Consider the following 24959-nt stretch of genomic DNA (forward strand, 5'->3'; position numbering starts at 1 on the left):
GGAGGCGCTCCGCGCCGCTGCGTTTGATTCCACGCAGTGAAGGTGGCCTTCACTGCGGGCGGGCGGCGCGTAACGCGGGCGTGTTCGGGGGCGATGTGGGGGTGTCGTCCCAGTCCCCAGCGGAAGACAGCATCATGCGAATCGCCACCTCGATCGCCGTTTCGAGCGTCACCGCGGTCGCCTTCGCGGCCATGGTCGCCGGCTGCGGGGGCGAGAGCCCCGACACGTCGTCGCCGAAGGTCTGGCAGACCGGTACCCGCACGCCAACCGTCACGCTCACCGAACCGGCGGGCGGACCCACTCGAGATCGCACCTGAGGTGCGCGAACGACCATCTGAAACGGTCTCTTATTACATACCCCGCTCGGGTGGATCACACCCCCCGGACGGAAGCTGGGCAACGCGTGTCGCGTTCACTTGAGGTGTGAGTGCCCCGACGCTGCGCCAGAACGTGCGCGCACCCGAGCTCGCCGGTGACACCTGGCTGAACACGGGTGGCAAGAAGATCAAGCTCGCCGAACTGCGCGGCCGGATCGTCCTGCTCGACTTCTGGACCTCCGGCTGCATCAACTGCCTGCACGTCCTCGACGAGCTCCGCCCGCTGGAGCAGGAGTTCGCCGACGTGCTCGTGACCATCGGCGTGCACTCCCCGAAGTTCCTGCACGAGGGCGAGACCGCCGCCATCGAGGCCGCCGTCGAGCGCTACGGCGTGCACCACCCCGTGCTGAACGACCCGGACATGACCAACTGGCAGCAGTACGCCGTGAAGGCGTGGCCGACGCTCGTCGTGGTCGACCCCGAGGGTTACGTCGTGCACGTCGCGGCGGGCGAGGGTCACGCCGAGGCGCTGCGCCGCGTGGTCACCGAGCTCGTCGCCTCCCACGAGGCCAAGGGCACGCTGCGCCGAGGCGGTAGCCCGTACGTGCCCGCCGAGGTCGAGAGCACCGAGCTGCGGTTCCCGAGCAAGGCCGTGGTCACCGCAGCGGGCCGTGTCCTGGTCGCCGACACCGCCAACCATTCGATCGCCGAGTTCGCCTCCGACGCCGAGACGCTCGTGCGCCGCTTCGGCAGCGGCGAGCGCGGCGCGGCCGACGGCGCGTTCGACGTCGCCTCCTTCGCGGAGCCGTCCGGCTTGGCGCTGCTGCCCGAGGAGGTGGCCGAGCAGGTCGGCTACCACCTCGTCGTCGCCGACACCGCCAACCACCGCCTGCGCGGCGTCGACCTGCGCACCGGCGGCGTCATCACGGTGGCGGGCACCGGCGCGCAGTGGCGGGACGGCTCGGACTCCGGCCGCGCGCTGGACGTGGACCTGACCAGCCCGTGGGATGTGCGCTGGTGGGACGCCGCGGGCGGCGTCGTGGTGGCCATGGCGGGCAACCACACGCTGGGGCTGTTCGATCCGGTCGCGGGCACCGTGAGCCGCTTCGCGGGCACCACGGTGGAGGGCCTGCGCGACGGCAAGTCCACCGAGGCGTTCCTCGCCCAGACCTCCGGCCTCGCCGTGGGCAGGGACCGGCTGTGGTTCGTCGACGCCGAGACCTCCGCGCTGCGCTGGATCGAGCCGTCGGGTGACGACTTCACGGTCTACACGGCCGTCGGCACCGATCTGTTCTCGTTCGGCCACCGCGACGGCAAGGCCGCGCAGGCACTGCTGCAGCACCCGCTCGGTCTCGCCGTGCTCGGCGACGGCTCGGTGGCGATCGCCGACACCTACAACGGCGCGATCCGCCGCTACGACCCCGCTTCCGGCGAGGTCAGCACGCTGGCGAGCGGCCTGGCCGAGCCGGCCGGGCTGGTCGTCACCGACGCCGGGGTGCTCGTGGTCGAGACCGCGGCGCACCGGCTGCGGCCGCTCGACGCCTCGGCGGCGGGCCAGGTGGACGGCGAGGCGCTCGCCGTGCGCAGGCCCCCGACGGTGCTCGCGCCCGGTGCGCTGGACTTCTCCGTGGTGTTCGTGCCACCGCCCGGCGAGCGGCTCGACGACCGCTTCGGCCCGTCCACGCGGCTGGAGGTGAGCGCTTCGCCTCCGGGCCTGCTCGCCGAGGGCCAGGGCAGCGGCACCGAGCTGACCCGCACCATCAAGCTCGCGGAGGGCTTCGGTGAGGGCGTGCTGCAGGTCGTCGCTCAGGCGGCCAGCTGCGACAGCGACGCGGAGCACCCGGCGTGCCGCGTCACCCGGCAGGACTGGGGCGTCCCGATCCGCATCGATCCGGACGGAGAGCGCAGCCTGCGCCTGGTGATGGCCGGAAACCCGGCCACCTGACGGACGTAGCATTAGCTCCGTGTCAGACAGCAGGAACCCCGTCGCGCCGGATGCCAAGCTCGAGATTCAGATGTTGCACGATCGGGTGCTCGTCCGGGTCCCGGTGGACGAGGGCGAGCGCCGCAGCAGCAGCGGCATCGTGATTCCGGCAACGGCTCAGGTCGCTCGCCGTCTCTCCTGGGGAAACGTGCTCGGCGTGGGGAACAATGTACGGAATGTGAAGGTCGGCGACCGGGTGCTGTTCAACCAGGAGGACCAGCTGGAGGTGGAGATCCAGGGTGACGCGTACCTGGTGATGCGGGAGCGCGACATCCACGCCATGGCCAGCGAGCGGGCGGAGCACGGTACAGGCTTGTACTTGTAGGCGTACGTCGGTGGAGGGGGTCGAGTGCGGGAGGAACACTTCTGGCCTGACTGGGACACCGATCCCATGCCCAAGGCGGCACACCAGGCCTTCTCTGCGTACCCCCAGGTGGGCAACGACGACGAGCTCATCGAGGAGCTCCTCCAGCCCGACGAGCCGCGCAGGCCGCCGCCACCCACCACCGGCAAGCGGGTCCGGCGCGGCCTCGGCAGGGCCTTCATGCTGGTCGGGGGCGCCGCCGTGGTGTTCGTGCTGCTGTACGCGGCGGACCTCTTCCTCAGCGCGGGCGACGTGCCTCGCGGGGTCACCGTCAGCGGCGTGGACGTCGGCGGGCTGACGCCGTCCGCCGCGGAGGACACGCTCCGGCGGGAGCTCGAACCACGCCTCACCGAGCCGCTGACGGTGCGGGCCGGCGACGTGGAGACCACGCTGGAGCCGGAGAGCGCCGGGCTCAGCCTGGACTGGCGGGCGACCGTCGACCGGGCGGGCAGCCAGCCGCTGAACCCCTTCACGCGCATCGCGTCGTTCTTCACCTCTCGCGAGGTCGGCGTGGTCAGCAAGGCCGACGACCAGACGCTACGGGAGGCGCTGCACGCACTCGCCGACAAGCGGATCGACTATCCGGTGGTGGAGGGCGACATCGGCTTCCACCGCGTCGGCGGCGACGACGAGGGCGGGGTCCGCCCGTTCGTCGTCCGGCCGCAGGCGGGCCAGCGGCTCGCGGACGTCGACGGCGCCATGGCGATCGTGAAGAAGGGCTGGCTCAACGATCGCGTCGTTGAGCTGCCGGTTGCGGTCACGTCTCCGCGGGCGACGATGGCCGGCGTGCAGGCCGCGCTGGAGCGGACGCGCCCGCTGGTATCCGGCCCGGTGACGCTGCGCGGCGAGGGCAGGACGGCCGTGCTCACACCGAGGAACGTCAGCGCGGCCCTGCGCTTCACCCCCGCCGAGGGCGGTGGGCTGAGCATGACCCTCGACCGCGCGCCGCTGCAGGAGGTGGTGCGGCCCCAGCTCGCCGGCACCGAGAGGGAGGCACGGGACGCCGAGCTGCGCTTCGTGGGCACCTCGCCGGAGATCGAGCCGTCCGAACAGGGCACGCGGATCAACTGGGAGCGCACCTTCGCGCCGTTCCTCGACGTCGCGGGCAAGCGCGAGGGACGGGACCTGCCCGTGGTCTACGACGTGCGCGAACCGGAGGTGACCACCGAGGCGGTGCGGGGGCTCGGCGTCAAGGAGGTCATCGGCGAGTTCAGCACCAGCGGCGTCTCCGGGCCCGCCGCGCGCAACGTCGCGGCGATGGTCGAGGCCGTGCACGGGACACTCGTGCGCCCGGGCGAGACGTTCAGCCTCAACGCGCACACGGGCGCCCTCACGGCGTCGAAGGGCTATGTGCTCGCGCCCGCGAACGAGGACGGCACGGGCGCCGACGTGCTCGGCGGCGGTGTCTCCCAGTTCACGAGCACGCTCTACAACGCCGTCTACCTCGCGGGCCTCGCCGACGCCGGGCACACCGCGCACGAGCACTTCGACGACCGCTACCCGCTCGCGCGCGACGCGATCACCCTGCGCTCGGACGGCTCCCGGGTCGACTTCGCGTTCACCAACAACCTGCGCAAGGCCGTGGGCATCACCGCGACCGCGGGCGGATCGGGCGTCACCGTGAAGATCTGGGGCACCCGGCAGTACCGCGTCGAGAGCTCCACCGCTGATCGGACCGACTTCGAGCGGCCCGAGGTGCTGCGCGAGCGGCGAGAGGGCTGCGTGCCCTCGGACGGCGAGTTCGGCTTCACGGTGTCGGACACGCGGGTGCGCTACGACGTCGCGACCAACCGGGAGGCCGGCCGCGAGACAACGGAGGTCCGTTACGCCCCGAGGCCGGTGGTGATCTGCCTGCCACCGCCCGACCGGGACCGCCGCTAGCGGAGCACCACGCAGTCGTTCGCCTCCAGCTCCGGCAGCCAGCCGGGTTCCCGCAGGTCCCGGTTCCAGCGCAGGTCGAGTTTGGCGAGCTTGGGCAGGCCGAGCAGCGATTCGGGCAGCTCGCGCAGCCCGTTGTCGCGCAGGTCGAGCGTTCGTAGGTCGGTGAGCTTGCCGATGGTGTCGGGCAGCCTGCTGATGCGGTTGCCGCGCAGGTGCAGCTCCCGCAGAGCGGTGAGCTCGCCGATCGACTCCGGCAGCGCGGCGAGCCGGTTGTGGTAGAGGCGCAGCTCCCGCAGCGCGGTCAGGCCGCTGACGGCCTCGGGCAGCTCGGTGAGCGCGTTGTCTGTGGCGCCGAGGTAGCGAAGCCTGTGGAGCTTGAACAGGGACTCCGGAAGCGAGACCAGCCGGTTGTCGCTGAGGTACAGGTACTCGGTGAGGTTCGGCAGCTCGCCGATCTCGTCGGGCAACGACGTGATGGCGTTGTGGCCGATGTCGAGTGTGTGTACCCGCGACAACCGGCTGATCCGTGGGGACAGGTCGGTCAGATCGTTGTCAGCGAGGATCAGCACGCGCAGCTCGCGGAGGTCCCACAGCCAGTCCGGAACCGTCGTGAGGCGGTTGCGGTAGACGTTCAGCTCCCTGAGCCCGGTGAGTTCCCTGACCGAGTCGGGAAGCCGGCTGAGTCCCTTGCCCGCGAGGTCCAGCGCGTGCGTCTCCACGATGGACCACTCTAGCTAGGTACGCAGGCGTTTCCTGTTCTTGCCGTACAGGCCGGCAACCAGCGAGACGCCGATCGCGGCGATGCCGAGCTGGGTGATGAACTCAAGCCAGTCCCATCCATCGGTGTCGGCGTAGCCGATCCCGCGCGCGATCGCGGTACCGAGGAACGCCGCGGCGATGCCGACGAGGATCGTCAGCCAGATGGGGATGCCCTGCTTACCGGGAGCGATCAGCCGGCCCAGCACTCCGAGTAGCAGGCCGACCAGTATCGCGGAGATGATTCCCGAGACAGCCATGGTCTCCACTCCTGTTCCGTGTCAACGAATGACCACACAGGAGTACCCAACTGATCCCCTGGTAACCGCCCGTAAACGCACCCAAGGCCACCTTTGGTGCGTTCAACGCACCAAAGGTGGCCTTGGGGAGCGTTCCCGTCAGAACGCGGCTTCGGGAACGTCCATCAGGTCGTTGTCGGCGGCCTCGACCACCGCGCGGCGAGCGGTCAGCTCCGGCAGCACGCTCTTGGCGAAGAACGACGCCACCGCCACCTTGCCCTGGTAGAACGCGGTGTCCTTGGCCGACGCACCGCCGTCGAGCTTGGCCAGCGCGATCTCGGCCTGCTTGAGCAGCTGCCAGCCGACGAGCAGATCACCGGCCGAGAGCAGCAGCCGCACGGTGTGCTGGCCCACCTTGTAGGTGTTGCGGACGTCCTCCTGCGAGGCCGTCAGGTAGCCGATCATCGAGCCCAGCATGCCCTGCACGTCGTCCAGCGCCTGCTTGAGCAGCGCGCGCTCGTTCTTGAGCCTGCCGTTGCCCGCTTCCGACTCGATGAACTTCGTGATCTCCCCCGCGATGTAGGTGAGGGCCTTGCCCTTGTCGCGGACGATCTTGCGGAAGAAGAAGTCCATCGACTGGATGGCCGTGGTGCCCTCGTACAGCGAGTCGATCTTCGCGTCGCGGATGTACTGCTCGATCGGGTAGTCCTGCAGGAAGCCGGAGCCACCGAGCGTCTGGAGCGACTGCACGAGCTGCTCGGTCGCCCGCTCGGAGCCGACGCCTTTGACGATCGGCAGCAGCAGGTCGTTGACGCGCTCGGCCAGGTTCAGCGACTCCTCATCGCCCTCGCCGGTCCAGATCTGGTCCTGGAACGACGCGGTGTAGAGGTACACCGCTCGCAGGCCCTCGGCGTAGGCCTTCTGCAGCATGAGCGACCGGCGCACGTCGGGGTGGTGCGTGATGGTGACGCGCGGAGCGGTCTTGTCGAGCATCTGCGTCAGATCGGCGCCCTGCACGCGCTCCTTGGCGTACTCGAGAGCGTTGAGGTAGCCGGTGGACAGCGTCGCGATGGCCTTGGTGCCCACCATCATGCGGGCGTACTCGATGACCTGGAACATCTGCGCGATGCCGTCGTGCACCTCGCCGAGCAGCCAGCCCTTGGCGGGCGTGCCGTGCTGGCCGAAGGTCAGCTCGCAGGTCGTGGAGACCTTGAGGCCCATCTTGTGCTCGACGTTCGTCACGAAGGCGCCGTTGCGCTCACCCAGCTCGCCGGTCTCGGAGTCGAAGTGGAACTTCGGCACGAGGAACAGCGAGAGGCCCTTGGTGCCCGGCTTGGTCTCGATGCCGGGGCCCTCGGGGCGGGCGAGCACCAGGTGCATGATGTTCTCGGTCATGTCCTGGTCGGCGGAGGTGATGAAGCGCTTGACGCCCTCGAGGTGCCAGGAGCCGTCCTCCTGCTTAACGGCCTTGGTGCGGCCCGCGCCGACGTCGGAGCCCGCGTCGGGCTCGGTCAGCACCATCGTGGCGCCCCACGCGCGCTCGATCATGATGCGCGCCCAGCGCTTCTGCTCCTCGGTGCCGTTCTTGTCGACGATCATGGCGAAGTTCGGGCCCGCCATGTACATGAACAGCGCCGGGTTGGCGCCGAGGATCAGCTCGGAAGCCGCCCACTGCACCGTCGGGGGCAGGCCGAAGCCGCCGAGGTCGTTGGTGAGGCCGATGCGCCACCACTCGCCGTCCCACAGCGCCTGGTAGCTCTTCTTGAAGGACTCCGGCAGGGTCGCGGAGAAGGTCTTGGGGTCGTAGACCGGCGGGTTGCGGTCGGCGTCGGCGAAGGACTCGGCGAGCGGTCCGACGGCGAGGTTGTTCAGCTCGGACAGCACGCCGCGGGCGGTCTCCTCGTCGGACTCCGCCAGCACGCCCTTACCGAGGCGTTCCTGTACGCCGAGCACCTCGAAGAGGTTGAACTCCAGGTCTCGGACGTTGCTCTTGTAGTGGCCCATGTCGTCGCTCCGTACGGGTCGTTCGGGTTTCCGGCTGGGCACTCCTCGATCGGACATCACTGCCCTACTCGCCGGTAACATCAAGAATATTACCTGCAAGTAACCCTCGGCAAGGCAGCTCGCCCATTTGTGACGAAGAGATCGCCTAGTGCCTTCCGCCGGGGGGGGGCACTAGGTAGGTCCGTTCTGGACGGGTGGCGAGAGGACCTCGCGGGACGCGCCGAGTGAGTCGTCGGCCTTGGCGATCAGGATTCCGCTGCGAAAAGCCGTGGTCACGGCATGGGTGCGATCCTTGGCCGACAGCTTCCGCAGGATGCTCTTGACGTGAGTGCGCACGGTCTCCACCGACAGGAACAGGACCTTCGCGATGGCGGAGTTCTCCAGCCCTTCCGCCACGAGCTGCAGCACCTGGTACTCCCGGCGCGACAGCGGCATCTGCGGCCGGTGCGCCGCACTCATGGCCTGCCCGTTCGTGGTCGGCGGCTGCCGCTTGGGCCGCGCGGTCAGCGCCGCCAGTGATGGGTCGATGTAGCGGCGGTCGACGTGCGCCCTGCGGATCGCCTCGGCCAGCCGCCTCGGCTCGGCCGATCGCAGCAGCACCCCGTGCGCCCCGGCCGAGACCGCTGTGGAGAGGAACTGGGCCGTCCGCTGCGCCTCGCGCACCAGCACGACGATGACCAGCGTCGGGTCGCCGTCGCTCAGTAGCCGGATCAGGTGGCAGTGCGGGTCGAACCCCGAGTCGACGATCACGATGTTGGGGCGGAGCTGCTCGCACAGCTGCAACGAGGCGTGGTGGTTGGTGGCGTAGCCGACCCAGCGCAGACCCGGTGTGCGACTGATCAGCGCGTTGAGCCCCTCGCGGAAGATCGGCACCGGATCCAGTGCCGCGACGGTCAGCGCGCGGGTCCCCGCCGCGCCGAGCGCCGGGCCTGGCCTGCCCCTGTCCATGCTGTGCGTCATTCGTACTCCGTCTCCAACGCGCCCCGCTTCTGGAACGCGCTCGCTTGCCGTGAACACGGCCCCCCTTGAGGTCGCCCCGTGTCCTCCGGTGCTGGGACGCGTTGATAACAACCTCGTGACGCTTTGGACGACCATTCAATTAATCCATGACGGAGTTTCCCCCAGTCGGGGGGCTCTCACTTGGCTGAGCTGCGCCTATGTGCCGCCTGGTGCACGCGACCCTGGGTCACCGCGCGGCGGCGCGCAGTCGCGCGAACTCCTCGGCGAGCTTGGCGGGCGTCCAGTGCGCGTTGAGCCCGCTCGGGTTGGGCAGTAGCCACACCGGCACGCCGCTGACCTGCTCTTCCTGTGGGCCGACCACGGCCTTGGGCCTGCCGAACGCGGCCCGGTACGCGGTGATTCCGACGACCGCGAGCCAGCCGGGGCGGTAGCGGGCTACCTTCCTGGTGAGATCTATGCCACCCGCGCGCAGTTCCTCAGCGGTGAGCTCGTCGGCCCGCGCCGTGGTTCGCGCTACGAGGTTGGTGATGCCGAGGCGAAATCCGAGCAGCTCGGCCTGCTCGCTCGGCGCGAGCAGGCGGGGCGTGAAGCCGCTGCGATGCAGGGCGGGCCAGAAGCGGTTGCCCGGCCTGGCGAAGTGGTAGCCGGTCGCCCCCGAGTACAGGCCCGGGTTGATCCCGCAGAACAGCACACGCAGACCCGGCGCGATGACATCGTCGATGGTGCGGCCATGCGCCGCGGCGAGCTGCTCCCTCGTCGGCCGTTGCGGCATGAAAAGGAGTGTGACCGCTTGGGCGCTGTGGTACTCAGTCGCCATGCCTGCGCGGGTGCTCGCCATCGCTGTTGACTGTGCCGACGCGGAGCGCCTCGCCGCCTTCTGGCGCGAGGCGCTCGCCTATCCGGAGCCGCGCCGCTGGCGCGACGCCGACGGTGTGGAGTACGTGGAGCTCGACGGCGACCCGCCGTTGGTCTTCCAGCCGGTGCCCGAGGAAAAAGCGGGCAAGAACCGGCTGCACCTCGATCTGGCGCCCGCGGAGGGTGATCAGTACGTCGAGGTCGAGCGGCTCATCGGCCTCGGAGCCACCGTGCTGGCCGACGAGGAACGCCATCCGTGGGTGGTGCTCGCCGACCCCGAGGGCAACGAGTTCTGCGTCCTGCCGCGCCGCTGACCAGCGAGGGTGGCGCGAACCACACTTGATTGCGTACTCTGTGTGATCCGCCGCACACGACGCATCAAGGGGGATGGCGTGCAACTGGCATGGGTCATCGGCCTCGCGGTGCTGTTCCTCACGGCCGCCGCCTTCACTGTCGCGCTCGAAGACCGCCGGGCCGCGCGACGGCACGCGCAGCGTAGGCAGGCGAGGTTGGCCCGGCTCGGTGAGGTCGACCCGCTCGCACCGGCACGGTTGCAGGCTCGGCTGGGGCAGCGCCCGCAGAGCTGACGGTGCGCGACGGCCCGCGCAGCGCTACGAACAGCGCGGCGGCGATCCAGCCGAGCAGCGCGCCGGCCGTGTTGCTCATGAGGTCGTCGACGTCGAAGATCCGGTAGGCCTGCGGCGCGGTACCGAAGTTGGCCGTCACCTGCGTGAACTCGATCAGCAGTGAGGCGCCGAAACCGAGCAGCACCGTGCGGGCGGCGCCCTGGCGCCACAGCATCCTGGCGAAGATCCCGAGCGGCACGAACAGCAGCACGTTCATCGCCAGCTGCTGGAAGGTCTGCGTGAGCAGGGCGGCCGAGGCGGGCTCGTGGTGTTTCGCCAGCTCCGTGCCGATGTCGGTGACCCATTGGAAGGGCACGAGCTGCACCGTCTGCGCGAGCGGCGGGGTGCCGGGGCCGGGCAGCGGGAGCAGCACCACCGCGACGGCGAGGCACGCGTAGAGCGTCACCCCCGCCGTCACGGCGATGCGCTTGGGCAACACGCGGCCGAAGCGCGCGTACTGCGTCAGCACCTGTGGAACGAGCAGAGTGCCCCACACCACGAGAAAGCCGAGCAGCCCGTATCCGAGTGCCGTTTGCTGTGCCCAAGTCATGATCTCAAGCTATGGCGCGCTGACCTGCGTTGACCTCGGTCGAAGGGCCGCTGATCTACTGCCGCGTCGGCCATTCGGCCGATGGCCGTCCGGCCGGATGGCGAGTTCCCATTTCACCAAGACCCGGTGAGGGAACCGGCGGAGAATCGGCGCATGCCGACGTGGGAAGACGTGGTCGCCATCGCCATGAAACTGCCGGAAGTCGAGGAGTCGACGTGGTACCGCACGCCCTCGCTGAAGGTCGCGGGCAAGGGTTTCGCCCGCCTTCGCGCCGAGGCGGAGGGCGGATTGGTGCTGATGTGCGGGCTCGACGAGAAGGCCGCCCTGCTGGAGTCCGGCGACCCGGCGTTCTACACGACCCCGCACTACGACGGGTACGGGGCGATCCTGGTGAACCTCGAGCTCGTCGACGCCGGTCAGCTGACCGAGCTGATCGAGGAGTCCTGGCGGCTCAAAGCCCCGGCCCGGTTGCGGAAGGCCCTGGACGGCGGCTGAGTTCGGCGTTGCGGGCGAACCAGCCGATCCAAGCGCGTTGCCATGGCGCCTCTACGGCCCAGCGGTGGTAGTGCTTGCGCGTCCACATGAACGCCTCGCGCGGGGTCAGCCCGCCGAGGGTCGCCATGCAGGCGATGGCGGTGCCGGTGCGGCCGATGCCGCCGTGGCAGGCGACCTCTACGGCGGCGCCCGACTTGGCGCGCTCGTGCAGGGAGACGATGCTCGCGGCCGCAGCGCGCCAGTCCGAGGGCAACCACCCGTCCACCCACTGCACCCACTCGTGTTCCCAGGGCAGCGAGGCGCCGTGGCGGCGGCGCAGGATATGGGCGCCGAGGTAGAGGCCGAACTCGGGCGGCGGGCCGCCGGGCCAGGCCTTGCCGAGGCCTCGCCCGCGAACCCAGACGCCGTCCGGCAGCCGGGTCGCGCCGATCAGTGCCGCGCTCGCCATGTCCCGATTATGAGAAATGCCGGAAGACGCAGGCAACGATGCGCGGCCCGAATTCGGTTGCGGCCGCCGATAGCGTTCCAACCGTGACAGCTGCCGTCCGACTCATCCGTAGTGCCCGGTTGTCGTCCGTTGCCGAGTACGCCTACGCCTCCGCGGTGTCCCTCAAGGCCGATCGCCTGATCTTCGCCGCGGGCGCGTGCCCGCTTGACGCCGAGGGCAACACCGTCGCACCCGGTGACTTCGCCGGTCAGGCCCGCCAGGTGATGGACAACCTCGAGATCGCGCTCGCGGAGGCCGGCGCGAAGCTCGGCGACGTCGTCAAGACCACCGTGTACGTGGCTTCGGCGCGCCAGGCCGACCTGGTCGCGGCGTGGGAGGTGGTGCGTGACCGTTTCGGCGAGCACGACGCGCCGAGCACTCTGCTGGGCGTCGCGGCGCTGGGCTACGACGACCAGCTGGTCGAGGTGGAGGCCGTAGCGGCGGTTTAGGCCGCGGTGGCCGTGGATGGCAAGTTGGACGTGCCGTCGGCAGCGGTCGAGTGCGTCGCCGGCCAGGCGGACGACGTGGAAGGGGTCCATGACCGCGACTGCGTCGGGGAGCTCCTCGGTGGTGGCGGTCTTGAAGCCGGTGAAGCCGTCCATCGCGACGACTTCGACCGTGTCGCGCCACGCGGTGGGACGTTCGGCGAGCCAGGTCTTGAAGGCGTGCTTGGAGCGGCCTTCGACCATGTGGAGCAGCCGGGCGGGGCCGGAGCCGTTGCGGATGCCGGTCAGGTCGATGATCACGGTGACGTACTTGTCGCCTCGGCCGCCAAGGCCGTGTCCTGCCGCAACACATGCCCACAGCCGGTGCACCGGTAGCGGCGCACGAGCACCACCAACATCGTCGGACGCCAGCCCAGCGGCTCGTGTGCCAACCGGCGGGTCACGGTGTCGCGTGGGCTTCCCTCGCAGCCGCAGCGTCGGAACCACTGATCGGGCTCGACGACCCCGCACCTGAGGACGGCTCGGTCGGGTTCGAGGCGTGCAAAAGTAGCGCCAGGCAAGTCGAGGTCTTCTGGATGGGCAGTTCGAGATCCTCGGGAAATCTGGACTTCTACTCTGGACTGAGGTGATCCCCACCGGCTGTGGCGATCACGAGGTCTTCTCCTCCGACCGGGCTGAGGCCATCGCGGCGGTGGGCGAAGTAGCGCTCGTGCAGCGCGGTCGAGGTCACGACTTCGACCTCGGCGAACCCCGCCTGGCGGGCAAGACCGGCGGCCTGGTCAGGTGTCAACAGGCTCAGCCAGGGATGCCCGGAGGCGGCGGCGCCCTTCGCGGCGCCTTCGAGGATGGGGCGGACCTCGGGCGGTGCCATCTCGATCGGTCGTGAGTAGCTGAACACCATGATCGAACCCGCTGCCAGCGAAGCAGGCTGGCGTAGCGTCGTCGAGATCGCCTCCGGTGTGAGGTACATGGTCACACCGAGCATCGAGACAACCGTTGGCACTGCGGGATCCAGTCCGGCCTCGACCGCTTTGTCGAGCCACGATTCACCGGCTTCAAAATCGACAGGCACCAGGTGCAGCCGCGTCGAGTCGAAAAGCCCGAGCTGCACGAGCCGCGCCCTCTTCCATGCCTGGGTCGCGGCCGCGTCGATCTCGAAGACACGCACAGGGCCCTTGTGTCGCTGAGCGAAGGTGTCGAGGCCGGCGCCAAGGATGACGTACTGGCCCGCACCAGAGGCGATCACCGTGTCCTCGACGGCCCTGGCTCGGGCGACGATCGAAGCGCGGTTGGCGCGCGTCCGTGCAGGGTCCATGTCTGGACGTGCCCGCCACGTTTCATCCACCCCCGCGATCTCGGCCCCGATCGCGTCGTCGAGAACGTGCGGTGGATCGTCCACCAGCGTGTGCAGCCCTCGCCACAGCGCCGTACGCACTGCGGTGGAGTCGGGTTCCTCGGACACGCCCTCAGGCCTGTTCCGATGTGTGGCCGCTTAGCGGCGCCTGGAGGCCCCACACGCGCCCGTCGGGATCGCGCAGGGTGGTCATCATGGTTCCGAAGTGCGTCGGCTCGAACGGGCCTTCGAGGCCAAGGTCCTTCAGTTGCTGCTCGGCTGCTTCGGCGTCGGCGATCCTCAGCACTAGTTGCATGCCCGGAGTGCGGTCCTCGGGAATCTCGGCGATGAACACCGGCGGCCCGACCTTGCTGCGCAGTTGGCCGGACTGATGATCGGTCTCGAACTCGATCTCGTACCCCAATGCCTGGAAGAACCGGGCCGCCTTGCCCCAGTTGTGCGTCTCCAGGAACAGAGCCTCAATGCCCTCGCTCACCATGTCAGTTCTTCATCCTCTCGCTGGATCCGGGTTGTGAGCCGTCTGCTTGGTCCAGATAGGTCGCCAGTGCCTCAGTCACGATCGAGCTCAGCGATCGCTCCGATTCGACTGCGTGGTGCTTGACGCGCTTGATCAGCTCCACCGGCAGGTACACGTTGAACTGCTTGACCTCATCGGTGCTCACGTCGCGATGCTAGCATGCTAGGAACCTAGGTTAGGAGAGACGGCCGGCGCCGATCCGCGAGCGGAGCGATCGCGTTGCCGCTTCCAGAAGCACTGGCGATCCGGGCCGATTCATCCGAGTTGTTCGCCTGGAAGGAGTCGCCGCAGTTCTAAGCAATCGAAAGCAGCCGGCGGACCAGCGCTACACCCTGAACTGTGATGAGCCCGAAAACCGGCCAGGACATGATCTCAACCTGCTTGGAGGTACACCGATGTCCGAAGAACTCGACGACGAGAAGCTGTCCGGCATGCTCGTGCGCGGGCTCAGCCCGACCACGGTCACCCTCGCCGACTACGACCCCGCCTGGCCTGCCCGCTACGAGGCCCGCGCCGCGGAACTGCGCAGGATCCTCGGCGACCGGGCGAGGCTCATCGAGCACATCGGCTCGACGTCCGTGCCAGGGCTTGCGGCGAAACCGATCATCGACATCGTGGTGGGCATCGCCGATCCCGACGACGAACCGGCCTACCTGCCTGCTCTCGAAGCGGCGGGCTACGACCTGCGGGTGCGGGAACCAGGCCACCGCTGCTTCCGCGCGGGCGAGCCCGACGAGCCCGTGAACCTTCACTGCTACCCGCCCGACCACGTCGAGGTGCACCGGTACCTGGCCTTCCGTGACCGGCTCCGCGCCGACGCGGGTGACCGCGAACTGTACGAGGCCACCAAGCGCGAGCTGGCCCAGCGCGAATGGCGGGACATCAACTACTACGCCGAGGCCAAACGCCCGGTGATCTTCGAGATCCTCGCCAGGGCGGGCTGGCGGGAGCCGTAGCGTCACAGCTCGACGATCTCGTCCCAGAGTCCGGGAAATCCTTGGCGCTCCATGTAGGTGCCGAAATCGACGAAACGACGGACATCGAGGTCAGCGTCGGGCGGCCACACGGCGTCGCACTCGTCGCAGATGCGGATCAGTTCCTGCGTTCGAACGATCTTGGCCGTAAGGACAACGCCCTGACCGTGGCATCTGGGGCACGGGACCGCGTCACTCATGTTCGACATCTCCGGTTGGGCTGGGTGGAGCCGTAGCTACTCGGTGACGGTGAACGGCAAGGCGGGTGTGAGCAGGCTGCGGCCGTCGTCCAGCGCGACGACGGTGCGCAGGGCCCACTCGCCCGGCGGGATGGCGTAGCCGAGCGCCCGGTCTAAGCTCGCCGTGCCGACGAGCAGCGGGATCACCCGCGTTGCCCCACTGGGGACCTTGAAGCGGACGTACGGTCCACGGTGCGCACCGGCAAACCCGCCGACCACGTGATGGGTTGCGGGATCAACGACCACCGCCGTCAGGTGCCTGCCCGTTCGGACCGTCACACTCTGGTCGGTGTGGTTGGTGAGGCGCAGCCCGTGCCTGCCCGTGTGGCCGGACCTGATGGACAGCGGTCCGTTCAGCTCAACGGTCAGTTCGGCAGAATCCCCGAGCGGCGCATCGGGCACCGGCACCGGAACCCGGGCGCCGCGCGGTGGGAAGGACAGCGCACCAACGGTCAGTTCGACGTCGTCGCCGAACCGGGCATGCAGCTCCTCGGCCACGCTCAACGCCCAAGGCGCGAGCTGAACGCCGAACGGCGGCAGCCGGTGGTCGTCAACGCGGGTATCGGGAAACCTGGTCAGCGGGCAGGGCTTCTCGTCGAGCAACCGGTTCAGCTCGACCTCGAGCGAGTCCCAGACAGGGTGCACGTTCAGCGGGTCTCCATTCGGCCGGCCGCATGTCATGATCGCGGCGATGAGTGAACTGGAACGAGATCCCCGTCCGCTGGAGGGCCGGGTCGCGGTGGTGACCGGGGTGAGCAGGCGCGGTGGCATCGGGTACGCGATCGCCCGCCGCCTGGCAGTTTACGGCGCGAGCGTGTTCCTGCAGCACTTTCAGCCGCACGATCGCGAGCAGGACTGGGGCGCCGACGATCTCGACGCGGTGCTGGACGGCGTGCGCTCGTGCCTCACCGGCAGTGCCGCGAAGGTCGCGCACGGGCACGCCGATCTCGCCGAACCCGAGTCACCGCAACGGATCGTGGACGCGGCCGTCGCCGAGTTCGGGCACGTGGACATCCTGGTGTGCAATCACGCGCTGACCGGTGCCGACGGGCCGCTCGGCGAGCTGTCCGCCGTCGAGCTCGACCGGCACTGGGCCGTCGACGCCCGGTCCTGCATCCTGCTCGCGCAGGCCTTCGCCAACCAGCACGACGGTCGCGAAGGCGGCGCTGCGATCTTCCTGACCTCGGGGCAGAGCCTCGGCCCGTTGCCGGGCGAGGTCGCGTACGGGGCCGCGAAGGCCGCGCTCGAAGGCATCACGGTCACGCTCGCCGATCAGTTGGCGGATCAGGGAATCCGGCTCAACACGGTCAACCCCGGCCCGGTCGACACGGGCTATCTGACCGAGGACATGTGGCGCATGGTGGCCCCGATGTTCCCGTTCGGCCGTTACGGCGAGCCGGACGACCCGGCGCGGCTGATCAGCTGGTTGGTGACCGACGAAGCCCGTTGGGTGACGGGTCAGGTCATCAACACCGAGGGCGGCTTCGGCCGCTGGCGCCCGAGGGGTTGAGCGGTGCCCCGGTTCGAGGATCCGGCTTCCTATGGCGAGGCGTGGGCGTCGGTGTACGACGATCGGTTCGGGGGTTCCGACGTGGCGCCCGCGGTCGAGCTGCTGGCGAGCCTCGCGCAGGACGGGCGGGCGTTGGAGCTGGGGATCGGCACCGGCCGGGTGGCGCTGCCACTCGCCGCGCGTGGCGTCGAGGTGGCCGGCGTCGATGTCTCCGAGGCGATGGTGGCGCGGATGCGCGACAAGCCGGGCGGCCAGGCCATCCACGTCACCGTCGGCGACATGGCCGATGTGCCCGTGGAGGGGTCGTTCCGGCTGGTCTACGTGGTGGCCAACAGCTTCTTCGCCTTGCTCACGCAGGCCAGGCAGGTCGATTGCTTCCGCGCTGTGGCCCGGGTGCTGCAGCCCGGCGGCTCGTTCGTGCTGGAGTGCTTCGTCCCAGACCCTGGACGGTTCGATCGCCACGTCCGGCCACTGGCGGTGACAGGGGAATCGGCGAGCTATGAGATCGCGCGGCACGACCCGGTGCACCAGCGCGTCGACTCGCAGCACGTGACCGTGACCGAACAGGGAAACCAGCTGCGCCCGGCGGCGCTGCGCTACGCGTGGCCTGCGGAACTCGATCTGATGGCGCAGCTGGCGGGCCTCCGGCTCGGGCACCGCCACGGAGACTGGGACCGCCGACCGTTCGACGCCACGAGCACGAAACACGTGTCGATTTATCGCGCCCGCTGACCGCAGTCGCCCCTTCGGTCGCCTTTCGTCAAGACCCGGGCACGTTGCGTCACGTCGTGTTAGCCCCCGCCGAAGACCATGGGCATCAGGTTGCCTGGTCACAGGGTGTGTATCTCTGAACTGGGACACGACGAGGGGAGACGACGTGCCCGGCGACGACTCGACAGCACGGAATGTCCCGACTCCGCCGGTGATCGGTTTGGACGAGGGCGCTACGGAGACGGACCTGGTCTACCTCCCGTCCGAACGGGTGCGACAGGGGGATGCGGAAGCGACCGTCGAGCTCCGGCGCCTCGAGGACGGGCGGCTGGTCGTTCTCGCGTACACGTCAGTGGAAGCGCTCGTCGAAGGATGCGGCGAGCGGCAGCCGTGGCTCTCGGTGCGCAGCGAATACCTGGAACAGATCGTCAGTGGCAGCGGGGCGACCGAAGTGCTGTGGAACGCGGTGCTGCCCGACGAACAACGGCAGGAGGCGCCCGTTTCAGGGGGACAGTCGTGAACGGATACGCAGCCGACCCTGGAGGCCTGGACGGCATCGCCTCGAAGCTTCGCAACGGCGCCAACTCCTTGGAAGAAGGAGCGGCTTCGCCGCCGCCACCTCCCGACGCGGGTGAGATCAGCGGAGTTGTCAACGGGCTCGTGGGTGCCTTGTCGACCTCGCTCGCCGGTGTGGTCGAAGGATGCGGTGCCGCCGGTGATGCCGTCGACTCGGGCCGTGAGGCGTACGAAACGGCCGAGCAGGACAGCCGCGCCGATGTCGAGAAGGCCGGCGGACGCTGAGAAAGTCTCTGGGGGGACAGCGATGCCGATCGATACCCAGATCAAGTCGAATGCGGCGAGCATCCGCACGGTGGCGCAGTGGTTGTCGACCCGAGCCGGTGAGGCGCACGGAACGGGTTCGCAGGTCTATGGAGCCCGTGGTGACTCGGAGTCGACATGGACTGGGGCCTGCGTCGGACGGCTTCCGGTCGACGATGACTCGGTTCGGTCAGCAGATCGATGGACTGGTCGGTGACCTCAACGGCACCACTGCCGCGCTGAACTCGCACGCCGACGACGTCGACACGGCGAAGTCGCGGATGTCTCAGGCACTCGAGATCGCCCGCGCGGGCGGCCTGACCGTCAACGGCCACATCATTGAGGAGCCCGGGCCGGCACCGGCCGCTCCGGCTCCCCTGCCCACCGACAAGGAACCGACGCCACGTCAGCAGCAGATCCACGACCAGGCGACGCAAGCGCAGTCCGCTCATGCGCAGCAGGTCAAGGCGTACGTCGAAGCGGAACGCGTCGCGACCCCGGCGCGCCAGAGCTTCATCGATTCGCAGAACACCTTCGTCAAGTTCGCGAAGGGGTACGCGGAGAAGGCGCCGATCAACATCGCGGACATCTCGACCGGACTCGCGGGCGCGGTCGCGCAGCGCACGAGCAACTTCCGAGCCGCGGCGAGGGCCATGGACCCGGCGATCGAGCGGGCTGCGGCCTACGCCAAGAGCGGTCGGACGAATCCGTTCGCGCAGGTGCGCGCCGATGCCCTGGAGATCGAGCGGCGGCTCGCCAAGCAGGCGGAGCTGAACAAGGCGGTGGCGACGCGAACGGCCCGTATGGTCGACAGACTTCCCTCCAATGTCAAATCCATATTGACCACAAACCTTGACTTCAAACAGGCGCAGAAACCAATTGCGAATCCTATTTTGCGTGGAGCGACAAAGGTAGGAAGTAAGCTTCCGATTGTGGGCGGCGTCATCACCGGTCTTGGGATCGGACTCGACATCGCAGGTGGCAAGGACGCGCCGACCGCGGTGTCTTCCGGTGTTGGTGGCTTCGTTGCTGGTTCGTTGGCTACCGCGGGGATCGCCGCCGCTGGAGGGCCAGTAGGCTGGGCCGTCGCAGGTGGCGCAGTGGTCTCGGCGGGAGTCGGCTTCGTTATTGAAGAGTGGGGTGACGATATCGCCGACATGGCAGGTGACGCGGTGGATTGGGCCGGAGATCGCCTCTCCGACGCAGGCAACATGATCGGCAAGGCGGGAAAGGCTGTCGGTGACTTCTTTGGCGACCTGTTCTAGGCGTTCGTATGGATATCTCTAGCCTTCCCCCGAAACCCGACCTTCTGACGGGTGAGCCGCGCCCGCCTCGTGCTCCACTGGATGCGGACGGCGCCAAACCTGGTCGCCGCCAGGGAGCCGCAATCTCGAAGGTAATGCAGCCGCCGCCTGGCGAGGGTCGAATGCTCGAATGGTTCTACCCGGACCGCACGGGACGTTTGATGGCGGGTCTTACCTTGACCCTGATCGGCGTTGTCTTTTGTGTGATCAGGGAGGGTGGATTTGGCTGGGTTGGGTACTGGTGGATCTGGTTGATATTACTACCGTGGCCATTCGTGTTCCTGCTGACCGGGCGAACTGGAAGAATGTCCGCCGGGGCCGATTGGCTCGGCATCGGCAAGGATATCTTCATCAAGACATATGAGTTGACCACGGTGAAAGTATTTGTTGACGGCGCCGCGCACGTCATCGACATGACCGATAAACAAGGCGGGTCCGTGCGCGTGAAGACCTTTGCTTTGCAGCAGAACCACGAGCTATGGGACCTGGTCTACAACGGGATCTTGCATTCGGTGCATGCGGGCGGGGCCGAGACCAACAAGCGTGCGAGGGAGTACCTGTTGCTTGACTTCCCGCCGCATCTGCGCGCTTGAGACCGTTCGTGGCGCGGCGAATGGCACGACACGCCAATTCGTCGGGGCACCGGCGTGATGGGTGTGGTGAGACTCCGCCGATTCTGCACGTGGCGGGCGAATGGCGCTGTTAAAGCCGATGCTCGCCCCGCTGTGCTGTCACGCCGGACGGATCGGCGAATCAGCACGTCCATGCTAGATCCGTGCAGTACGCTTGCCCGGATGGGGAATGCGCTCGCCGTCATTGCTGCGCTCACGTCGGTCAGCGGCGCCCTCGTCACGGTGGTGTTGGGTGCCCGGTTTGAGCGTCGCAGGCTGCTCGAACAGCGGCGGCAGGAACGCCGGGACCACACTGACCGGTACAGCGGGCCGCTACTGGCCGCCGCCTCCTCCTTGGCGAGTCGGCTGCGCAATGTTATGGATCCTGAGCAGGTCAAAGAGTTCAGCTCCGAGGACGAACAACGTGGCCAGCGATATCTCGGCTACGCGATCAATGAGACGCTGTACCGCATCGGCAGGTATCTGTGCTGGGTGCACATCACATCGCGCCACGTCCGGGTGCTCGATATGGGTAACGAGGAACGGAACCGTCAGCTGGTGCGTCGGCTCGCCGCCGTGCAGCGCGCGATCTCCAGCAGGGACGGTGACCTCACGTTCATGTTGCTCGGGGGCGAGCAGTGGGCCCTGGGTGAGCTGATGGTCGATCCGGATCGTCCGGCCGATGATCCCGGCTGCATCAGCTACGTCAAATTTGTCGACCGGCTCGACGACCCCAAGTTTGCCCGCTGGTTTCAGTCCCTGAAGCAGGACATCGCGGCCTACATATCGGACCTCGAGCGGGCGCGGCCACGGCTGACTGCGATTACGGAAGCACTCGACGACCTCATACTCCTGCTTGATCCCCGCGGTATCTGGGTGCCGTTCGACGAGAGCATCGACGCCTGACGCCTTTCCGGTCGCGCGTGGGTTCCAGGGCTTCGCTGGTAGGTAGCGGCGGGCTTGCGCGCCGCTCCTTGACTCATGTCGCTGCTGTTCACCGGGCTCGGGACGGCACCGCGTTGCGTCGGCCCACTTCAACCAGCGGTCCAAGTGGACCAAGGTCGCAGCGGATATGGGCTTCGCCGGGCCACACTTCCATGCCCTCCGCACGCTGGGAACATCTGAGCGTCCAAGGCCGGGTCTTCGACCATGGACCTGATGCGCGGATGGGCAGAGACGACATGCGTGCGGCGTTGATCTATCAGCGAGTCAAGAGCGATACCGACTAGCGGATCGCCGGCCGATTGTCAGGAGGCGTCCACTCGCAGAACGATGACGACCGGCCGATGGCGCCGCTGATGCGCCCGTGCCGGTTCGCTATGGCACGTTAATGGCACGCGAGCCGAGTTGATCTCGAAACGACGAAGGCCCAGGTCCGAAGTAGACAACTTCTGACCTAAGCCTTCGCTACGAGAGCGGATGACGGGAATCGAACCCGCGTTCGCAGCTTGGAACCAGCGTGATCATGCTGGAAAGTGGTCCTGACCTGCGGGCGAGTATGTGCGCGGGGCGCCGCTGTTGACCGTGGTTGACCGGCCTTAATGGCCCGCTAATGGCCCGCGTGCAGTCTAGGCTCACGTGCATGCTTCACATTCAGGATTACGAGAAGATCGCCGCACTACTGGCCGATGTGACCAAGGCAGATGTCTGGCAGATAGTTCACTCATATCGCGCCCACCGAAGACGAGCAGACGGCACCACCATCGAGATCACGATTGAGGTTCTCCGAGGTGAGCAGCGCGGCCTTGTTGTCGTCGCCCGGGACGAAAACGGCCGGTCGGCGACACCAGGCGAGCCAACCTGGGATCTACAGGCAGCGATCGCAGCCACCGATTGGTCCGCGCTCGGTGTCTGAGGCTGGGCCCGCCCGTTCCTCCCCGGCCCCTTTGCCCTGGCGGCCGGTTCAAGGGTGAGCGCAGCTCATCGCGTAGCGACGCCGTAGGCGCCCTTGATGCGGGCGGCTCGGCGTAAGACGATCACCGGGCGAGAAGGGGGCCTGCGAGATGACGCGCTGGTGCCAAGGGCCTCGCTGGTTGGTGGCGTGCGGCGGGTGCGCCGGCCGGAGCGTCAGCGGGAGGCCGCGCGGTTTCCGGCGGCGGCGCGCGAAGCGCGGATGGGTCACAACGACTTGCGGGCTGCGCTTATCTACCAGCGGGCCACGAGCGATGCCGACGAGCGGATCGCCGACCGGTTGTCGGAGCTGGTGGACAAGCACCGGCAGGGCACGGACGCGGCCAACTCACAGGACGATGACGACCCGGACGATGGGGCGGCTGGCGCGGTCGTGCCGGTTCGCTAATGGCCCAGTCGACGAGTTGATCTCCGAAAGCAAAACCCCCAGGTCCACATCAGACGGTGTGTGACCTGGGGGTTTCGACTTGGAGCGGATGACGGGAATCGAACCCGCGTTCTCAGCTTGGGAAGCTGATGTTCTACCATTGAACTACATCCGCAGAGCACCGAAAGCATACACGGTGCCGATCTCTCGCTCGCCACCGCCTTCCCCTTCTTGACTACTTCGGCGCAAAGTGACAACACTTGTTGTCTGAAGTCGGCGCGGGTAGGTGAGTGCGATGGCGGACGAGCGGTTGCCGGATCCGGAGTTGCTGCGGCAGGGGGGTTTCCGGCTCGCCACCAGGTTGTTCGCTCCGGGCGATCTGCGGGGCACCGAGCGGCAGGTGCGGCGGTTGCGCGAGCACGCACAGGCCGAGGATCCCCTCGCCGACGCCGTCGTCGCCATGATCCACGAGTTGCCCGCCGGTGAGGGGCGACGACTGTTCGAGCGGGCGTTGCTGAACGGCATCGACAGCCTCGACGATCCGCCTCCGGCGTTGACCGACTTCTTCCGGGACGTCGAGGCCACGCCGTACTGGGCCGACCAGGAACGGATCGAACGGGGTGCTCGCGCCATCGCCCGCACCGGAATCCTCGGCCTCTTCCCGCTCGGCGACATGTCGCTCATGGGCGGGTACCTCGCGTCCAGAGCGACGAAGGCGCTGGTCGGCACCGGTGCCATCGAGCGAACGGCGAGCAGGCGCCTCGTCGAGACCGCCAACTGGTGGATCGACGTCACCACGCCCGGCGCGCTACGGCTCGGCGCACACGGCTACGCCTCCGCCCTGCGCGTCCGGCTCGTCCACGCCCACGTCCGCGCCGCCATGAACCGCCGGCCCGACTGGGACTACGCCGCCTGGGACCGGCCCGTCAACCAGGTACAGACCGTCGGCACGCTGTTGCTCTTCTCGCTCGTCTACGTGCTCGGCATGCAGCTGCTCGGCGTCCGCTACACCGACCGCGAGCGCGCCGACATCATCCACCTCTGGCGCTACGTCGGCTGGCTCATGGGCGTCGACGAGGAGATCCTGCCCGCCACCGAGGAGGACGCCTGGCGCCTGCTCTGGCTGCTCGCGACCACCGAGTTCATCCCCGACGACGACTCGAAGCGCCTCGCCGCCGCACTGCTGGCCTCGCACGCCCAGGTCGGTGCCGGACGCGGGGCCGTCGGCAAGGTGCTCTCCCATGTCTCCGTTCGCGTCCATTCCTCGATCAGCCGACTCGTGCTCGGCAAGACCAACGCCGACTTCCTCGGGCTGCCGAACGACCCCATCGCACAGGGCCTGGTGCTGGCGGCGGCCGCGACCAACTTCGCCGCGGAGACCGTTCGCCAGTGGGTGCCCGGCGCCACGGTGCTGCAGGAGCTGATCGGCGACGCAGGGAGGCGGCGGTACGCGGAGCGCCTCGGCAAGATCTTCCGCGTCGACACCACCTACGCGCGGCACATGCGCACCGAGAGCCAGCCCGCGGCCTGAGCCCGGATAGGGTGGGCGCGTGCTACTGAGTGATCGCGACCTCCGCAAAGAGCTCGACTCCGGGCGGCTCGGGGTGGAGCCCTTCACACCGAAGATGCTCCAGCCGTCGAGCATCGACGTGCGGCTCGATCGCTTCTTCCGCGTGTTCGACAACACGAAGTACACCCACATCGACCCGCAGCTGCAGCAGGACGAGCTGACCTCGCTCGTCGAGAAGGCCGGCGAGGACCCATTCGTGCTGCACCCCGGCGAGTTCGTGCTCGGCTCCACGTTCGAGCTGTTCACCCTGCCGGACGACCTCGCGGGCAGGCTCGAGGGCAAGTCGTCGCTCGGCCGTCTCGGGCTGCTCACCCATTCCACCGCCGGGTTCATCGACCCCGGCTTCACCGGGCACATCACGCTCGAGCTGTCGAACGTGGCGAACCTCCCCATCACGCTCTGGCCCGGCATGAAGATCGGCCAGCTGTGCCTGTTCCGGCTCACCAGCGCCGCCGAGTTCCCCTACGGCTCCGCCGAGGCCGGGTCGCGTTACCAGGGGCAACGCGGGCCGACGCCCAGCCGCGCCTACAAGAACTTCGACCGAATCGACACCCGTCGCTGAGAAAATCACGCCAGGTTACAACGCAAATGCGGCACAGATAACGGTTCAATAACTCACGCTTTGGTGGTAGCTTCCGCTCTTGTGCCTACCCCGAGTTCACGCATTCGATCACTTTTAGTGATGGTGAGTGTGCTCGTGGGTGTCGCGGTTGCGGCGGGTGGTCACCTGTTGTGGTTGCGTCCGCCGGGCGGCGAATCCCCCGTCGCTCTGCCCGGCAGATCCGCGGACGATCCCCTCAACGGTTCCATCCGACGTTCCGGCCCCAACCCGGCCTCGTCGGCTCCGGTCACGGAGTCGACCTCGGCGGCGCCCACGCAGCCCTCCAGCACCACCACCTCCCCCGAAACGCGACAACCCGCGCCCGCCAACGGGCAGACGACGCGATCCCCCACCCCGGACTCCTCGTCCGCCAGCGAGTCGTCGAATCCCCCGCGCTCCCCGCACTCCCCGCCGAACCGACCCGCCCCGACCACCAGCGACCCCGAATCCTCCTCCCAGAGTCCCAGGACCGAGTCGTCCTCCGGCGGCAACTCTCCGTCGTCCACT

At 68.2% G+C, this 24959-nt stretch carries 32 protein-coding genes, 1 tRNA gene and 1 pseudogene; 19 read left to right on the forward strand and 15 right to left on the reverse strand.

What is annotated here, in order from left to right:
* The 4 genes from DI005_RS39275 to DI005_RS30945 all read left to right on the forward strand — a co-directional run.
* The coding region (locus DI005_RS39275) for a hypothetical protein (RefSeq protein ID WP_233520383.1) at positions 1-317 on the forward strand (317 nt) is incomplete at its 5' end.
* Positions 318-450: 133 nt separating this feature from the next.
* Positions 451-2262 (forward strand): NHL domain-containing thioredoxin family protein, encoded by a 1812-nt coding sequence (locus tag DI005_RS30935; protein ID WP_113644598.1) that lies wholly within the window; start codon positions 451-453, stop codon positions 2260-2262.
* 70 nt (positions 2263-2332) lie between these two features.
* Positions 2333-2626 (forward strand): co-chaperone GroES, encoded by a 294-nt coding sequence (locus tag DI005_RS30940; RefSeq protein WP_199543389.1) that lies wholly within the window; start codon positions 2333-2335, stop codon positions 2624-2626.
* A 24-nt stretch (positions 2627-2650) separates the two neighbouring features.
* Positions 2651-4546 (forward strand): VanW family protein, encoded by a 1896-nt coding sequence (locus DI005_RS30945; RefSeq protein ID WP_233520384.1) that lies wholly within the window; start codon positions 2651-2653, stop codon positions 4544-4546.
* On the opposite strand, the gene DI005_RS30950 is transcribed toward DI005_RS30945, so the two are convergent.
* From DI005_RS30950 to mug, 5 genes are all read right to left on the reverse strand, one after another.
* The gene (locus tag DI005_RS30950) at positions 4543-5265 is read right to left on the reverse strand and encodes a leucine-rich repeat domain-containing protein (RefSeq protein ID WP_112265645.1); all 723 of its coding nucleotides are present in this window, start codon (positions 5263-5265) and stop codon (positions 4543-4545) included. The two genes, DI005_RS30945 and DI005_RS30950, sit on opposite strands and share 4 nt — an antisense overlap.
* A 15-nt stretch (positions 5266-5280) precedes the next feature.
* Positions 5281-5562, reverse strand: a complete 282-nt coding sequence (locus DI005_RS30955; RefSeq protein ID WP_112266703.1) for a GlsB/YeaQ/YmgE family stress response membrane protein — start codon at positions 5560-5562, stop codon at positions 5281-5283.
* Positions 5563-5700: 138 nt separating this feature from the next.
* Positions 5701-7545, reverse strand: a complete 1845-nt coding sequence (locus DI005_RS30960; protein WP_112265643.1) for an acyl-CoA dehydrogenase — start codon at positions 7543-7545, stop codon at positions 5701-5703.
* Positions 7546-7716: 171 nt separating this feature from the next.
* Positions 7717-8505 (reverse strand): response regulator transcription factor, encoded by a 789-nt coding sequence (locus DI005_RS30965; RefSeq protein WP_112265641.1) that lies wholly within the window; start codon positions 8503-8505, stop codon positions 7717-7719.
* Positions 8506-8731: 226 nt separating this feature from the next.
* Positions 8732-9277 (reverse strand): G/U mismatch-specific DNA glycosylase, encoded by a 546-nt coding sequence (gene mug, locus DI005_RS30970; protein WP_112265639.1) that lies wholly within the window; start codon positions 9275-9277, stop codon positions 8732-8734.
* A 43-nt stretch (positions 9278-9320) separates the two neighbouring features.
* Here mug and DI005_RS30975 point away from each other — a divergent pair, with 43 nt between their 5' ends.
* On the forward strand, positions 9321-9674 hold the full coding sequence (locus tag DI005_RS30975; protein WP_112265637.1) for a VOC family protein: 354 nt from the start codon (positions 9321-9323) through the stop codon (positions 9672-9674).
* Between the two features lie 133 nt (positions 9675-9807).
* On the opposite strand, the gene DI005_RS30980 is transcribed toward DI005_RS30975, so the two are convergent.
* Positions 9808-10536, reverse strand: coding sequence for a VanZ family protein (locus DI005_RS30980; protein WP_113644494.1), 729 nt, complete (start codon positions 10534-10536; stop codon positions 9808-9810).
* Positions 10537-10689: 153 nt separating this feature from the next.
* Between DI005_RS30980 and DI005_RS30985 the strand changes: the two genes are divergently transcribed.
* Positions 10690-11031, forward strand: a complete 342-nt coding sequence (locus DI005_RS30985) for an MmcQ/YjbR family DNA-binding protein (protein ID WP_112265633.1) — start codon at positions 10690-10692, stop codon at positions 11029-11031.
* Here DI005_RS30985 and DI005_RS30990 read toward each other — a convergent pair.
* Positions 10988-11479, reverse strand: a complete 492-nt coding sequence (locus tag DI005_RS30990; RefSeq protein ID WP_112265631.1) for a protein-tyrosine phosphatase family protein — start codon at positions 11477-11479, stop codon at positions 10988-10990. The genes DI005_RS30985 and DI005_RS30990 overlap by 44 nt on opposite strands.
* An 83-nt stretch (positions 11480-11562) precedes the next feature.
* On the opposite strand from DI005_RS30990, the gene DI005_RS30995 reads away from it, so the two are divergent.
* On the forward strand, positions 11563-11967 hold the full coding sequence (locus DI005_RS30995; RefSeq protein ID WP_113644495.1) for a RidA family protein: 405 nt from the start codon (positions 11563-11565) through the stop codon (positions 11965-11967).
* Here the strand turns inward: DI005_RS30995 and DI005_RS31000 are convergent.
* The 4 genes and pseudogenes from DI005_RS31000 to DI005_RS31015 form a co-directional block, all read right to left on the reverse strand.
* Positions 11968-12524 (reverse strand): annotated as a pseudogene (locus DI005_RS31000) (transposase); the annotation flags it as partial.
* 50 nt (positions 12525-12574) lie between these two features.
* Positions 12575-13426: a class I SAM-dependent methyltransferase gene (locus tag DI005_RS31005; RefSeq protein ID WP_113644496.1), complete on the reverse strand. Its 852-nt coding sequence runs from the start codon at positions 13424-13426 to the stop codon at positions 12575-12577.
* Between the two features lie 4 nt (positions 13427-13430).
* On the reverse strand, positions 13431-13796 hold the full coding sequence (locus DI005_RS31010; protein WP_112265625.1) for a VOC family protein: 366 nt from the start codon (positions 13794-13796) through the stop codon (positions 13431-13433).
* 1 nt (position 13797) lies between these two features.
* Complete coding sequence (locus tag DI005_RS31015; protein WP_112265623.1) at positions 13798-13980, reverse strand: ribbon-helix-helix domain-containing protein; 183 nt, start codon at positions 13978-13980, stop codon at positions 13798-13800.
* Between the two features lie 250 nt (positions 13981-14230).
* Between DI005_RS31015 and DI005_RS31020 the strand changes: the two genes are divergently transcribed.
* Positions 14231-14791, forward strand: coding sequence for a GrpB family protein (locus tag DI005_RS31020; RefSeq protein WP_112265621.1), 561 nt, complete (start codon positions 14231-14233; stop codon positions 14789-14791).
* 2 nt (positions 14792-14793) lie between these two features.
* On the opposite strand, the gene DI005_RS31025 is transcribed toward DI005_RS31020, so the two are convergent.
* The gene (locus tag DI005_RS31025) at positions 14794-15009 is read right to left on the reverse strand and encodes a hypothetical protein (RefSeq protein WP_137092808.1); all 216 of its coding nucleotides are present in this window, start codon (positions 15007-15009) and stop codon (positions 14794-14796) included.
* Between the two features lie 36 nt (positions 15010-15045).
* The gene (locus DI005_RS31030; RefSeq protein WP_113644497.1) at positions 15046-15693 is read right to left on the reverse strand and encodes a hypothetical protein; all 648 of its coding nucleotides are present in this window, start codon (positions 15691-15693) and stop codon (positions 15046-15048) included.
* A 46-nt stretch (positions 15694-15739) separates the two neighbouring features.
* Between DI005_RS31030 and DI005_RS31035 the strand changes: the two genes are divergently transcribed.
* The 9 genes from DI005_RS31035 (at position 15740) to DI005_RS38750 (ending at position 22302) form a co-directional block, all read left to right on the forward strand.
* Complete coding sequence (locus tag DI005_RS31035; protein ID WP_112266701.1) at positions 15740-16558, forward strand: SDR family oxidoreductase; 819 nt, start codon at positions 15740-15742, stop codon at positions 16556-16558.
* Positions 16559-16561: 3 nt separating this feature from the next.
* A complete protein-coding gene (locus DI005_RS31040) occupies positions 16562-17290 on the forward strand; it encodes a class I SAM-dependent methyltransferase (RefSeq protein WP_113644498.1) in 729 nt (242 codons plus the stop codon).
* Between the two features lie 145 nt (positions 17291-17435).
* Positions 17436-17789 carry an SAV_915 family protein gene (locus tag DI005_RS31045; protein ID WP_137092803.1) on the forward strand — a complete coding sequence of 118 codons (354 nt, stop codon included), beginning with the start codon at positions 17436-17438 and terminating at the stop codon, positions 17787-17789.
* Positions 17786-18070, forward strand: a complete 285-nt coding sequence (locus tag DI005_RS31050; RefSeq protein WP_112265611.1) for a hypothetical protein — start codon at positions 17786-17788, stop codon at positions 18068-18070. Before DI005_RS31045 ends, DI005_RS31050 begins: the two co-directional genes overlap by 4 nt.
* A 194-nt stretch (positions 18071-18264) precedes the next feature.
* Complete coding sequence (locus tag DI005_RS31055; protein ID WP_113644499.1) at positions 18265-19353, forward strand: hypothetical protein; 1089 nt, start codon at positions 18265-18267, stop codon at positions 19351-19353.
* Positions 19354-19514: 161 nt separating this feature from the next.
* On the forward strand, positions 19515-19985 hold the full coding sequence (locus DI005_RS31060; protein WP_112265607.1) for a hypothetical protein: 471 nt from the start codon (positions 19515-19517) through the stop codon (positions 19983-19985).
* 201 nt (positions 19986-20186) lie between these two features.
* A complete protein-coding gene (locus DI005_RS31065) occupies positions 20187-20909 on the forward strand; it encodes a hypothetical protein (RefSeq protein ID WP_137092799.1) in 723 nt (240 codons plus the stop codon).
* A gap of 676 nt (positions 20910-21585) precedes the next feature.
* Positions 21586-21858: a hypothetical protein gene (locus DI005_RS38055; RefSeq protein ID WP_137092797.1), complete on the forward strand. Its 273-nt coding sequence runs from the start codon at positions 21586-21588 to the stop codon at positions 21856-21858.
* Between the two features lie 258 nt (positions 21859-22116).
* Complete coding sequence (locus DI005_RS38750; protein WP_206077781.1) at positions 22117-22302, forward strand: hypothetical protein; 186 nt, start codon at positions 22117-22119, stop codon at positions 22300-22302.
* An 80-nt stretch (positions 22303-22382) separates the two neighbouring features.
* Here the strand turns inward: DI005_RS38750 and DI005_RS31080 are convergent.
* Positions 22383-22456: transfer RNA gene (locus DI005_RS31080), tRNA-Gly, on the reverse strand.
* Positions 22457-22576: 120 nt separating this feature from the next.
* On the opposite strand from DI005_RS31080, the gene DI005_RS31085 reads away from it, so the two are divergent.
* Both DI005_RS31085 and dcd read left to right on the forward strand, forming a co-directional pair.
* On the forward strand, positions 22577-23812 hold the full coding sequence (locus DI005_RS31085) for an oxygenase MpaB family protein (RefSeq protein ID WP_113644500.1): 1236 nt from the start codon (positions 22577-22579) through the stop codon (positions 23810-23812).
* 19 nt (positions 23813-23831) lie between these two features.
* Positions 23832-24413, forward strand: coding sequence for a dCTP deaminase (gene dcd / locus DI005_RS31090; protein ID WP_112265588.1), 582 nt, complete (start codon positions 23832-23834; stop codon positions 24411-24413).
* A 161-nt stretch (positions 24414-24574) separates the two neighbouring features.
* Here the strand turns inward: dcd and DI005_RS39790 are convergent, their stop codons facing one another.
* Entirely contained in the window at positions 24575-24958 is a 384-nt protein-coding gene (locus DI005_RS39790) for a hypothetical protein (protein WP_323808341.1), read from the reverse strand.
* Position 24959 lies beyond the last annotated feature (1 nt).

This window comes from Prauserella sp. PE36, from assembly GCF_003311655.1.
Taxonomy (GTDB): Bacteria; Actinomycetota; Actinomycetes; order Mycobacteriales; family Pseudonocardiaceae; genus Prauserella_A; species Prauserella_A endophytica.